This window comes from Peribacillus simplex, from assembly GCF_001578185.1.
Taxonomy (GTDB): domain Bacteria; phylum Bacillota; class Bacilli; order Bacillales; family DSM-1321; genus Peribacillus; species Peribacillus simplex_A.
This window is the reverse complement of record NZ_CP011008.1, coordinates 2,672,034-2,685,910: the sequence shown is the minus strand read 5'-3', so window position 1 is coordinate 2,685,910 and position 13,877 is coordinate 2,672,034. Positions and strand designations below refer to the sequence as shown.

The window sequence follows — 13,877 nt, the reverse complement described above, 5'->3', positions numbered from 1 at the left end:
ATGCTTGAAGAGCATAACCCTAAGTAGGCCGTTTATATGCTGTTTTTTGATAATGTAGGGTTTTTTCTTATTTAGCAATCGCACATATTATTGAAAAACAATTTAAAGAAAATCGGTAATGGTGAAGAGAGTGTGAGGATTTTCACTAAACTGGGCAATTTAGTTAAAAATGATACTTGATTGCACTTGCTAAAAGAGCCCACGGAGTTTTAACATAGTTGAGAAAGGTATGGGGCAGTGCCCCTTACTCATATCAAATCAAGTGAACGTTTTACTTAAGGAGTGGTTATAATGGCACGTGTTTTATTTATTAATGGTGGATCAGAAGGACATATCAATCCAACTATTGGAGTTGTGCATGAGCTTATTTCGCGTGGAGAAGAGGTGGTGTACTTTACGATAGAAGCTTTTCGAGAGCGTATTGAGAAGACCGGAGCTACTGTACGAACATTAGACGGTGAAAAATTTGTAAAAGCCTTTATCTCTGGTGGAAGAAATTATTTACTCGAAAGAATCAACGGTCTTTTGCATACAGCTGATGTCGTGATACCTAGTGTTCTGAAGCAAATCGAAGGAGAACATTTTGATTATATCATCCACGATTCCATGTTTGGTTGTGGGTATTTACTTGCACAAATACTTAAACTTCCGGCAATTAATTCTTGTACATCTTTTGCGCAGACAAAAGCATCATTCGATAAAATGTTGGAACAACTTTCTAAAAAAATCCCTACAGAAAGAGTTAAACCTATATACGATGAATATCAAAGCCTGACGGCAATGGTGAAGGAAAAATATGATGTGGTGATCGATTCTCCTTACGAAGTTTTTTGTAATCCTGCACCACTTACAATCATTTATACAACTAGGGAGTTTCAACCTTTCGGAGAAGTATTCAACCAAACTTACAAATTTGTTGGTCCATCCATCTCCACACGATTAAAGCAAGAAAACTTCGACCTTACTTCAATCAAAGGAAAAAGCCCAATTTATATTTCACTGGGTACTGTCTTTAACCAAGAAATTGATTTCTATAAGCTATGTTTTAAGGCATTCGAGGCCACTGATCATACTGTCTTGATGTCTATCGGGAAAAATGCTCAAATATCTGACTTGGGGGATATTCCTAGAAACTTCATTGTGAAAAATTATGTTCCACAAACTGAGGTGCTGAAATACACGAAATTATTTATCACTCATGGTGGAATGAACAGTACCAATGAGGGTCTCTACTACGGGGTTCCGCTAATTGTAATTCCGCAAAGTGCGGATCAGCCGATAATTGCCAAGCAAGTTGCCAATATAGGAGCAGGTATTCAATTACAAATGCAAAGTTTGACGGCAAATCAACTTAATGAAGCGGTAGAGCATTTGTTAAACCACCCATCCTTCCATAAAGCTGTTTCAAATATTAGTGAATCCTTTCAAAAATCGGGTGGGTATCATCAAGCTGTTGATGAGATTTTCCAATTTAAAAGTCAATATGATATATAAATATAAATATAAAGATTTCCCAGCTGCCATTACCGGCGGCTTTTTTTAGTGGTTTCGGCAACTTCTGTTTTTAATTAAGTAATGGAACAGGAACTATTATAAACGCTAGATTGTGCTCACAACGATATGGATCAGAAAAAGAGAATTTGAGGTTCATTAATGAAAATCAGGGAGACTTTGTGAAAGTTTGGCCAAATGCAGTTCAATTCCTTGTTTTTTGTGGGTAGCGGGGGGGGGAATCCGATTTGGTATTTATGAATGCAGCATTCGTCCAGGGAATTGCTTGCCAACTTCTTGTATGGTTCCGCAGTGGGCTGCTCTGCATTAAAGACTCTTGAATACCATCCAATTAAGTAAAGATACCCTAAACGGTTATCCAGTACTGTCCTGGCAATGGAGGATTCGCCAGAGGAGTACGGGCTATCTCAGGGCTTATCATAACAGGAGAGGCAAAGGGCTTATAAAAGTCATGAATTTGGAAGTGAATCCGCGATATGGTTCAAGGATTAGAGAACAATTTGAAGAAGGATGGAATCATTAAGGCTGTGGGTATAAGGTAAAAACATAACACCTGGTTGAAGGCACGTGTCCAAATAATCCCACCTAATGAAATCACGGGAATGGGAGATGATCTTTGTTGAAGGGTATGACGGACAGGGAGACTGTTGCAACCAGGGAATGGTTGAAGAAAAGTAGGTTTATCCTGTAACGATTATAAAGGAAAGAATGGATCGGGGATTAATCCATTTTAGAGGCAGCTCTAAGGAAATCGGAAACTCCCAAAGTACTTTGACCGGTATAAATTGAAAGAGATTAGTTTAACAAACAGGATTTATTTTATGGTTTATAGAAAGTCATATCAAGGAGGGATATTTAGATGTCAAACCATGAAAACGAAGAAATGCTAACAGGAGGGAATGTCTCTAGGGTTTATCGTTCGGGAGATACTGTGCGACGAGAATTAAAGCCAGATAGTCCCAAAATTCATAAGCTATTAAAGCATTTGGAGAACAAAGGTTTCAGTTATGCCCCAAAGTTGTTAGGTATTGATGAAAAAGGAAGGGAGATATTATCATTTATTGAAGGAGAAGCTGGTAATTATCCTTTAAAAGAATACATGCGGTCTAATGATGTCTTAATAGAAATAGCGAAAATGCTCCGTCTTTATCATGATTCTGTCAGTGATTTTTCATTTGATGATAGCTGGGAATCGATAGATAACACCCCCCAACAATTTGAGGTACTATGCCATAATGATTTTGCGATATACAACATTATTTTTAAACATGAAAGACCAATAGGTATTATTGATTTCGATGTTGCTGGACCTGGTCCAAGACTTTGGGACATGGCTTATACTCTTTATAATTGCGTCCCCTTAAGTAGATTTTACCTTTCTGAAACAGGTGAGAGAGTTTATTATAATTCATTACAGCATGCTAACCGTATAAAACAAAGAGTTAGATTGTTTTTTGAATCTTACGGTGAAGGAATAGACGAAGATTATTTGGAAATGGTATTGCTACGATTAGAGGGGTTATGTAAAACAATTACAAAAAAATCCAGTGAAGGTGACATTGCATTTCAAAAGATGATAGATGAAGGGCATCTTGAACATTACCAAAACGATATTAAATTCATTTGTGAACATGGAAAAGAGTGGATTTAAGGGTAGGCTTTTGTTGAACTCCCATGAAAATTAAAAAAGCACAAAAAGGGCGCGACAGTCGGTGGTACACCGTGGTCGCCGGAGTCAGACTAACGGATGAGCTCAAAGGCACATAGTTCGACGACCTTCTTCGCCAGCCATTAAAACAGTATCGATATAGATACCAATTTTCATTCTCTGTGGTGAAGCGCTGATTTTTGCGCTTCATGAATGGCTAACGGTGCATTCGTTGAAAATTGAGGGGTCTTTAAGGAAGCTTTTCTTTATGAAACTATAGGGCAAGATAATCAAATAAAAATATACATTTTAACCATAAATTAGTAAATTAGATTAGAGGAGAAGGGTGGGGAATCATGACAAAATATTTAGGGGTTATTTCGTTTGCTTTAATTATCTTGGTTATTTGTTTTTTTACTGCGAATATAACACAAGTAATTGATCCTGGAGTAACAACTTTTCGTGTATTAATGATATGTGGAATCATTATATCGTTCTCTTTTTCTTTTCTCAGTGAGAAAGGACTTTGGAGAAAATTAGCTTTAGGTCTTAGTATATTTGCTGGTTTCGTTTACTTTATTGCCATCGAATTAATGAGAATAGTATTCCATGGTAATGGATTTTAAATTGGTTATTCAACTGGAAAGGTGCTTTACGTCAATAAGGAAGGTTGCTGCCGTAGCCTTTTTTTTATGGCACGAAAGGGGCAGGGTAGTTGAAGTATGAATGTGATTTTTTATGGTGAAAAATCAACTTAATTATCTTCATTAAGGAGTCTACCTGCAATATGAAATTAGATGATAAAAAGAAAAAGGTACAAATGAAATATAGAGAGAAAATAAGGGGATAGAAAGAAGATAGAAATTACAGTAAAAAACTGCTTGTTATTGTTACTGTAATCATTATTATTCTAGTGGCATACTGGGCAAACTCCTTATAAAAACATATGTAATTCAAATTATAAGCAAAAGCGTGATGTGTACGGATTGTGACGTGATTTCGATTTTATCAATCAATCTTATATTCAAATTTGCTCAGCGTACCATATTCGCGTTTTTTGTTCTGGCCCCTGTTTGGGAAAGTTCTTGCGGAATAGATCATACCTGTACAGACCATAAAACGCTAAGAGAGAACATAAAAGCTCTCTTAGCGCTTTTTAATTAACTACTTATTTTACAGATTCTTTTACTCTTTACCTGGTTTGAATGCTGGTATATGTTTTTCCCCAACTTTTACCATGGTGTTCCAATTACCACAAAAATAACCCAAGCAAGTCCAGGTCCGAGAGCAATAAAGCATACGGATGCAATTAAGAGTTTTCTGAAAAATTCATTTTGGTTCATACCTTGTGCATTTGCAAGCAACATAGCCCCATTTGTCGAGAAGGGACTTATATCCACAATGCTCGATGCAAACGAGATGGATGATATAACACCTATGGATGAAACATGTGGATCCTTGAGAATTGGAATGGCGAGCGGGATAATGGCTGCCAAAAAACCTGTTGTTGAGGCGAAAGATGAGATAATTCCCCCTATATATGATGCTGTAAGCGTTGCTATTATAGGATTATTCATGCCAGCTATAAGATGAGTCATATATTTTATAACACCGATTTGTTCTAGTACCCCTACATATGTTACAATCCCTGTTACCATAAGGATAATTGGCCAAGGTATACTTTGTAAGACGCCTTCTTGTCTTTTTGGAGCAATCAAGGATAGTACCAATCCTACTCCGAACGCGGCAAAACCCATGTGCACATTGTAACCAAGTGCTAGTATGACTAGAAGAGCTATTCCAATAAGTGTGAATCCTTTATACCAAGTCAAACGTTCTTTTAAACTATCTTCTGAACTTTCTTCTTCCTGATTTACATTTATATCGATTATTTCTGTTGCAGCCGCTGAATAATGTTTAACAGAATCTTTCCTAATAAACTTACGAAGTCCGCTAAAAAGAATGAATACTATAATCGCAACGATTACACATAATATAAAGGTGTTTAAAAAAAGCAAGCCTGGTGAATGTGGGATATTTTGGGAATCCATCATACCGTTCACAACCACACCGAAAAGATGAAGTGGTGAGAAGCCACCTGCAGTCACCCCTATAAGGAGCATTAAGCCCATCATAAGAGGATTAATCTTGTATTGGTTAGCAATCCGTAACGCAATGGGAATTAAGATAGATGCAGCAGCAATTGCAGATGTACCGATGCTTGTCAAAAGAGCGCCCAGTGCGAACATAACCCATGGAATCAAGCCGGTGTTACCTCTAACTAAGAGGAGTCCCCATCTACTAATCAAGTCAATGGTTCCATTTTTTTGGACAATAGCGAATAGGAATGTGACTCCTGAAAGTAGGACGAATAAATCTGCAGGAAAGGCATTGAAGATGTCGTCAACGCTCAACCCGCTAACTACCACACCCATGATAAAAGCAGCAACAAAACCAATAATCCCGATGTTTATTGGAAAAATGGCTCCAATGATAAACATGACTAAAAGTACAATAATAGCAACGATTTCTATGCTCATAGTCTCCTCCTCCTAAGTTTTGAAAGTGAGCTCAAGGTCTGGGGGCAAAACCATGTTGCGAAAACAGTGACCTGCTTACATACCGACCTGCTACAAAATACAGATGCTGGCGCCGCGTTAGGCCATCCCGGCTGGAGAACCCGAGCCAGGGTCTCATAATTATTTTGATTATACGAATCTACCTTCATATAGACTTGGCCTCTCTGATACCAAAAATCCCAATCGATCCCTAAAGTCTTATCAAACAATAAGCTTCACCTCATTTCTTTCTTTGTTCCTTAAGTAACAATAGAGGGCCAGCAAGGGTAGTCACCAAATTCTGCTGTGTCAGACACAGAATAACGCATCTTTGCCATGCAACCCTCATTTATGAGGTCAATAATTAGTTTTAATTCATGAAGACACTCAAAATATTTAATTTCTAGGCTATAGCCTGCTTCAACCAATGCTTCAAAACCGGATTTTACCAGTGCTGTGATCCCCTCCACAAAGAACAGCCTTTTCATCGGTTTCTGTTTCTTTACGAAACGTAGTCTTACATAAACCAGAACGAGGACATCCGATAGCTTTAGCATAAGCTAGTACAATATCTTATGCTTCCCCGGTTGCATCTTGATGGATCGCGAGTAATCCAGGTACGCCAGGAGATTGTTTATACACTTGATGAAGAAGATGCTTAGGACTCTTAGGGGCAACCAGTGCAACATCAATATCCTGTGGCGGATTACTCTGTCCAATATGGATGTTAAATCCGTGTGAAAAAAGTAGCGTTTGTCCAGTACGAAGATACGGTGTGACTTTGTCTTGATACACTATCACGAACACTCATCTGGAATAAGAATCTGGATAATATCCCTAACTTGTATAGCTTCGGTAACGGTCATCACTATAAACCCGTATTGTCCAGCTTGTGTCAATCATTTTCCTCATTATCTGTTAACTGAGGTTGACAAAACTCTCATAGTACTCCGTTGGTAGATTTAAGAATTTTTTTAGAAAAAAGTTGTGTTATAAAGTAAAAGATAAGCAGTGCCTGCTGGCAGATACCGCAGTAAAAGCGCTTTCAAAATACATTTTTATACTTTTTTATTTCATTTTTTTGTTTGAAGTCCCCCTTTTAATGTCCAGTTTTGTTCATAACTTTCTTTTTGCTTTTTAAGTCGATTGTCGACAATTAAATTATAGCAATTATTTTTCAGAAAAGTCAAATAATATATTGCAGAAAGTATCATTTACCTAAATGCATCTTTTTATCGGCCATGATAGCAATTTATTTTTTTGCATTTTGAAAAATTGTATTTTTTCCACCAGAAACGCCATTATTATAAAATTTAATAATATCCTCATTACTATATCCAAGCTCTTCCAAAATTTCATAGGAATGTTCTCCTAATAAAGGTGGAGGAGTTTTTAACTCTCCAGGCGTATCAGAAAGCTTAATAGGTATGCCCACTTGTTTAATCTCACCAATTGTTGGATGCTGTAGTGAAAGTAACATCTCTCGCTCTGATACATGGGGGTCAGCATATAAATCAGACAGTTGATACACAGGACCGGCTGGGATGCCGCCGTCATCTAGAATTTTAACCCAATATTTAAATGATTCTGCCTTAAAGAGATTTTCTAGAATTGGAATCAATTGATCACGATTCTCTACACGCTTTGAATTTGTTAAAAAACGTGGATCATTAGCTATATTTAGCTTCATAATTTGACAAAACTTATTCCATTGAGTTTCATTTCCAACACCAACATTAAAGTAGCCATCGTTTGCTTGAAAAACTTGGTAGGGACAAATGCTAGGATGAGCATTTCCCATAGGTTGGGGATTTCTTCCGGTTGCAAAGAAACCAGTTGCTAAATAAGTTTGCCAAGAAATCATTGTATCTAAAAGAGATGCATCAACCCATTGTCCTTTTCTGGTACTATTCCTTGCTTGCAAAGCCATCAGGATACCGATTAATGCCCACATTCCAGATCCTAAATCAGCAAATGAAAAACCGGCTTTCATAGGAGTGCCGTCGGGTTCACCGGTAACACTCATCAGTCCCCCCATTCCCTGAGCAATTACATCATACCCAGGGCGTTTAGCATAAGGTCCAGTCTGCCCAAAACCGGAAATGGATGCAAGGATAATTTTCTCGTTAATCTCTTTCAACACATTATAGCTGATCCCTAACTTATCTAGTGTACCTGGACGAAAGTTTTCTACTACAATGTCGGCTGACTTTACAAGGTCTAAAAAAATTGCTTTTCCTTCTGGGGTTTTTAGGTTAAGAACCAAGCTTTTTTTATTTCGGTTCACACTAAGAAAATAACAACTTTCAGTTCCAATAAATGGGGGACCCCAAGTACGGGTATCATCACCTTGAGGCGCTTCAATTTTAATGACGTCAGCTCCCATATCAGCAAGAATCATCGTACAATATGGACCGCTCAATATACGTGATAAATCTAGTACCTTTAAGCCTTGAAGTGGTTTCATTAATTTAACCTCCTTGATTTAATAGTAATCCTAAATTCACATAATATTCTTATACTTGACCGTTTAATCTTTGTTTTTTATTCAGCATATTCATCAAATGTTTCGAAAAATAGCTGTTTAAAAAAACTTAAAATGTCGATTGTCGACATAATGTGAATTCTAAATGAATAAGAATTTTCTGTCAATCACTTTTTTAAATAATCGTACCCCTAATTTAGTTCTTTTTTATTGCATTTTTTCTTCAAAACAAACTTTTTAATTTTAGGTTTCGGAGACTCATGCAATTGAGTTATAATAAACAGTAAAATAATAATAAAGAAGAAATCAGAAAAACATTAAATAAACCCAATATTTTAAAGGAGTCGATTGTATGGTTGAAAACAGAAAGGTTGATAATGCTCTTCCCAAACTAATAAAAGAAAGTATAATAGAAGATATTATGAAAGGAGAAATTGTGGCTGGAGATAAATTGGTCGAAGCAGAGTATTCTCAGATTTTTGGTACTAGTAGAGCTCCAGTAAGAGAAGCATTCTACCTTTTAACTATAGAAGGAATTGTGAAAAAGATCCCAAGAAAGGGAACAATAGTTAAAGGCTTTTCTAGAGAAGAGATGTCAGATATATTAAAAATCAGAAACTTCTTAGAGCAATTAGCCATTGATAAATTAACTTTAAAGGCAAGAGAAAATTGTACTCATGAGATGAGGAAGATCATTTTAGAAATGGAAAAAAAAGAAGTTGAAATAAGGGAGTATGCACAACTGAATTATGAATTTCATTTTCAGTTAATTTTAGCAAGCGGTAGTGAGACTTTTCGGAATATATATTCTAGATTAGGATCTCCGTTAATCTCATTACAAACATTTTCTTTAATGGGAGAAGATGATGTGGTCAAAAATTCATTAAAAGAACACAAGGAATTTGAAAAGTATCTTTCCTTAGGTGAGATTGAGAAAGCGAAATCAATATTGAATTCTCATAATGAGGCAGTATTTCCACGAATTGAAGGATCACTCAAAGATTGAATTTTAGTTTTAATAAGTAGTCGACAATCGACGTTGCTAATCTAATTTTATTCTAAAAGGAGGTGATATCTCTTGGTTTAAAAATAATATTTATATCAGAACATGATTGAGATTTAGATTTCAGAAGAAATATTTAACCTTTAGGCATGTGTATATTGTCGACAATCGACCAAAGTTATATTTTGAATTTTCCTTAAAATTAAAAGGAGAACTGATATGCAACAAGTATTTTATCGATTGTTTAGCCTAAACTGGTTAGATTAATTAACTTCAGTGAAATATATCAGGAAGGAGTAAAAACACTATGGTATATGAACTTCAAAAAGAAGGCCAAAAAATAATAGACAAGCAAACTTGTTTATTCAATGAGTTTCCTAAACCAAAATATGAGCAGTGGAAACAAATCGTAGATATGTCTTTGAAAGGAGCTTCATTTGAAAAAAAACTTATCACAGAGACATATGAAGGAATTTCACTTCAACCGATGTATAGAAAGGAGGATGCGGATAATCTCCCTTTTCTTAATTCTTTGCCAGGTAAGGCTCCTTTTACTCGAGGAACTCAAACGCTTTCAGATGGATGGGAAATCAATCAAGAATTAGATCTAGCAACGCCTTCTGCTTTTAATGAAGTTGCAAGGGTTGACCTTGGCCGAGGGCAAACCTCGTTAAATATCGTCCTTGACACACCAACTAAACGGGGACTAAATGCGAACGACGCTACTTCAGAGGTCGGAAAAGCAGGACTATCGATTTCAGGGGTAACCGATGTAACTAGTGTTCTAAAAGATATTGACCTTGCACATGTCCCCATTCATGTTAACTCGGGGGCAAATTCAATTCCACTACTAGCTTTATTTATTGCCCATTTAGAACAGGAAAAACGACCAGTGCAAGAATTTCATGGATGTATAGGTATGGATCCTATTTCAGAATTGGTTAAAAATGGAACATTAGTTTACGAATTGGAAGAATGTTATACAATGATGGCGGATGTAACAAATTGGGCGATTGAGAATACCCCTAATTTACAAACTGTTCTTATTCATGGAAACGTCTATCATGATGGCGGAAGCAGTGCGGTTGAAGAATTGGCATTTGCATTATCAACAGGAGTCGAATATTTACATGCGCTAACGACTCATGGAGTGGATATAAATAAAGCTGCAGGTAAAATCCTTTTTTCGTTCTCAGTAGGCTCTGATTATTTTATAGAGATTGCAAAACTACGGGCCGCAAGAACTCTTTGGGCCAGAATTGTAGAAACGTTTGGTGGGAATGAAGACGCTCAAAAGATGACGATGCATGCACGAACATCTGCATGGACAAAAACGATTTTTGATCCTTATGTAAATATGTTACGAGCAACAACTGAAGCATTTTCAGCTGCAGTAGGTGGGGCAGACAGCATTCATGTTAGTTGTTTTGATGAAGCGATTCAAAAGTCCTCCGCTTTTTCACGACGAATTGCACGAAATGCTTCGATTATCTTAAAAGAAGAAGCTTATATTGCGAGGACAAATGATCCTGCAGGTGGCTCTTGGTACGTGGAGGTACTGACAAATGAGGTGGCGAAAAAGGCATGGGAGCTTTTCCAAGAAACAGAAGCAAAAGGTGGTATTGTGGAAGCTTTAAAAGAAGAATTTCCACAAAAAGTGGTTGAACAAACGGCTTCAAAGCGAGTAGGGAACATCGCTAGTCGAAAGGATATATTTGTTGGGACAAATATGTATGTGAATATTGACGAAAAAGGAATAGGTTGGTTAGCTGTTGATGAGACGTCTCAAATTGATGATCATATCAATAAGGTTAAAGGTCGAGCACATAGACCGGTTAAAAGCTTAGCTTCAATTCCCAATAAAACAGAAGCGTCGATTCAGGTAGCGAAACAAGGTGCATCGTTAGGTGAAATTGCAGAGGCAACAGGTAGAAGGTCGGAAGCTGTAGTTAGCGTTAAAGCAATCCGTCCTACGAGAGGTTCCACTCAGTTTGAACAACTCCGTCAAACCATCAATGAAAATGCAGAAAAGGCAGGTAATCGTCCGAAAGTTTTTCTAGCAAACTTAGGACCTATATCAGCTTTTAAAGCGCGAGCTGAATTTGCATCAGGATTTTTTGGAGTTGGTGGCTTCGATGTTATTCAAAACAATGGATTTACTTCTGCTAAGGAAGCAGCAGATGCAGCTATTGCTTCAAACGCCGGTATTGTCATCATTTGTGGAAAAGACGAAGACTACCAACAAACAGCGATTCCACTTGCAAAGACGATTAAAAATGCAGCAGAACAAGCAATTGTTTTATTAGTAGGAAAGCCTAGCGAAGAGTACGAAGTCAGCTTTAAAGAGGCTGGAATATCTGAGTATATTCACGTTGGCTCAAATTGCTATGACGTGCTAAGTCAACTTCTAGATAAGAAAGGAGTTGCTGCATTATGACAAAACCAGATTTCAGCCAAGTAAAATATAAGGATGAAAGAATAGCAGAATATAGCGAGTGGCGTAAACAAGCAGAAAAACTTTCTGGAAAGTCTTTTGAAGAATTAACAGTTCCGACGTATGAAAAAATTGATGTAAAGCCTCTCTACACAAATAACGACACAAAAGAAATGAAGCATTTAGATTATGTGGCAGGCATTGCACCATTCTTTCGAGGTCCATACCCGGCTATGTATAAAACACAGCCTTGGACAGTTCGTCAATATGCAGGCTTTTCAACAGCGGAAGAAAGTAATGCGTTTTACCGTCGAAACTTAGCTGCAGGACAAAAGGGCCTTTCTATAGCATTTGACCTAGCTACACATCGTGGGTATGATTCGGATCACCCTAGAGTCGTTGGGGATGTAGGAAAAGCTGGTGTTGCAGTTGATTCCATCTTTGACATGAAGGTTTTATTTGATGAAATTCCATTAGACCAAATGTCTGTTTCAATGACGATGAACGGAGCCGTTTTACCGATTATGGCATTTTACATCGTAGCAGCTGAAGAACAAGGAGTACCCCAAGATAAACTTTCTGGAACAATTCAAAATGATATATTAAAAGAATATATGGTCCGAAATACGTACATTTATCCACCGGCACCGTCAATGAAAATAATCGCAGATATCTTTGAATATACGTCTCAGCATATGCCGAAATTTAACTCTATTAGTATCTCTGGTTATCATATGCAAGAAGCTGGTGCTACAGCTGATATAGAGTTGGGCTATACCCTTGCAGATGGATTAGAATATGTCAAAACGGGTTTAAAAGCAGGGATTGATATTGATCGATTTGCTCCACGTCTTTCTTTTTTCTGGGCAATCGGAATGAATTACTATATGGAAGTGGCTAAAATGCGTGCTGGTCGATTAATTTGGGCGAAATTAATGAAAAGATTTAATCCTAAAAATGAAAAGTCGCTAGCACTTCGAACACATTCACAAACATCAGGATGGAGCTTAACCGAGCAAGATCCATTTAATAATGTGACACGCACGTGTATAGAAGCGATGGCCGCTGCCTTAGGTCATACGCAATCCCTTCATACAAACGCTCTGGATGAGGCAATTGCTTTACCGACTGATTTCTCTGCTCGAATTGCTCGGAATACACAATTATACCTTCAAGATGAAACAGGTATAACTAACGTATTAGACCCTTGGGGTGGTTCTTATTATGTGGAGTCATTAACTGCTAAACTACTTGAAAAAGCTTGGGCACATATTGAAGAAATTGAGGCACTTGGTGGAATGGCAAAAGCCATTGAAACAGGCCTGCCAAAGATGAGAATTGAAGAAGCGGCTGCTAGAAGACAAGCACATATTGATTCTGGTAAAGAATCAATTATTGGCGTGAATAAATACCGTTTAGAAAAAGAGGATCCGCTTGAAATTTTGGATATCGATAATACTGCAGTACGCGATGCACAAATTCGGCGTTTAGAGAAACTTCGTGCCGAAAGAGATGATGCAAATGTAGAAGCTGCACTACAAGGGATCACAAAAGCAGCTGAAACTGGAGAAGGAAACCTTTTAGAGCTAGCCATTCATGCAGCTCGTGCCAGAGCAAGCTTAGGGGAAATTTCGGAAGCATACGAAAAAGTAGTAGGGAGACATAAAGCAATCATTCGTTCAATTAGTGGCGTGTACAGTGCAGAGTTCGGTGAAGTGGAGCAAGTGAAGGCTGTCCGTGAAATGGCGGATCAATTTGAAAAAGTTGAAGGACGTCGCCCTCGAATTATGGTCGCGAAAATGGGACAGGACGGGCATGACCGTGGTGCCAAGGTGATTGCGACGGCATTTGCAGACCTTGGCTTTGATGTTGATATTGGTCCTTTATTCCAGACCCCCTTGGAAGCAGCTTTACAAGCTGTTGAAAATGATGTACACGTACTAGGAATGAGCTCGCTTGCTGCTGGACACAAAACGTTACTACCTCAAGTCGTGGAAGAGCTGAAGCGTTTAGGTCGTGAAGATATTTCCGTCGTGATTGGCGGTGTTATTCCAGCTCAAGATTACGATTTCTTAAAAGAAAATGGGGCAGCTGCAATATTCGGACCAGGAACGGTTATCCCAGTTGCTGCACAAAAAGTGTTGAAGGAAGTAAATCGTCGACTAGGGTACGACGAGGAAGAAAATGAGTAACGGTAACGATAAAATAAGTCCAGAAAAGTCCGGTAACTTGTTAAA

General features: G+C 37.7%; 8 protein-coding genes and 1 pseudogene. 6 read left to right on the top strand and 3 right to left on the bottom strand.

From position 1 onward, the window contains the following. The first annotated feature begins 291 nt into the window (after positions 1–291). From UP17_RS12505 to UP17_RS12495, 3 genes are all read left to right on the top strand, one after another. Entirely contained in the window at positions 292–1,494 is a 1,203-nt protein-coding gene (locus tag UP17_RS12505; RefSeq protein WP_061463308.1) for a macrolide family glycosyltransferase, read from the top strand. Between the two features lie 877 nt (positions 1,495–2,371). Beyond that, positions 2,372–3,163 carry a phosphotransferase gene (locus tag UP17_RS12500; RefSeq protein WP_061463307.1) on the top strand — a complete coding sequence of 264 codons (792 nt, stop codon included), beginning with the start codon at positions 2,372–2,374 and terminating at the stop codon, positions 3,161–3,163. 353 nt (positions 3,164–3,516) lie between these two features. Next, entirely contained in the window at positions 3,517–3,786 is a 270-nt protein-coding gene (locus tag UP17_RS12495; protein ID WP_061463306.1) for a hypothetical protein, read from the top strand. A 606-nt stretch (positions 3,787–4,392) separates the two neighbouring features. On the opposite strand, the gene UP17_RS12490 is transcribed toward UP17_RS12495, so the two are convergent. The 3 genes and pseudogenes from UP17_RS12490 to UP17_RS12470 form a co-directional block, all read right to left on the bottom strand. Beyond that, entirely contained in the window at positions 4,393–5,700 is a 1,308-nt protein-coding gene (locus UP17_RS12490; RefSeq protein ID WP_061463305.1) for an SLC13 family permease, read from the bottom strand. A gap of 281 nt (positions 5,701–5,981) precedes the next feature. Then, positions 5,982–6,614, bottom strand: a pseudogene (ilvC, locus tag UP17_RS28310) (ketol-acid reductoisomerase); the annotation flags it as partial. A gap of 356 nt (positions 6,615–6,970) precedes the next feature. Then, entirely contained in the window at positions 6,971–8,185 is a 1,215-nt protein-coding gene (locus UP17_RS12470; RefSeq protein WP_061463301.1) for a CaiB/BaiF CoA transferase family protein, read from the bottom strand. Positions 8,186–8,555: 370 nt separating this feature from the next. Between UP17_RS12470 and UP17_RS12465 the strand changes: the two genes are divergently transcribed. From UP17_RS12465 to scpA, 3 genes are all read left to right on the top strand, one after another. Then, complete coding sequence (locus UP17_RS12465; protein ID WP_061463300.1) at positions 8,556–9,209, top strand: GntR family transcriptional regulator; 654 nt, start codon at positions 8,556–8,558, stop codon at positions 9,207–9,209. Positions 9,210–9,513: 304 nt separating this feature from the next. Beyond that, a complete protein-coding gene (locus UP17_RS12460; RefSeq protein WP_061463299.1) occupies positions 9,514–11,643 on the top strand; it encodes a methylmalonyl-CoA mutase family protein in 2,130 nt (709 codons plus the stop codon). Then, positions 11,640–13,832 carry a methylmalonyl-CoA mutase gene (gene scpA, locus UP17_RS12455; RefSeq protein ID WP_061463298.1) on the top strand — a complete coding sequence of 731 codons (2,193 nt, stop codon included), beginning with the start codon at positions 11,640–11,642 and terminating at the stop codon, positions 13,830–13,832. Before UP17_RS12460 ends, scpA begins: the two co-directional genes overlap by 4 nt. Positions 13,833–13,877: the final 45 nt, after the last annotated feature.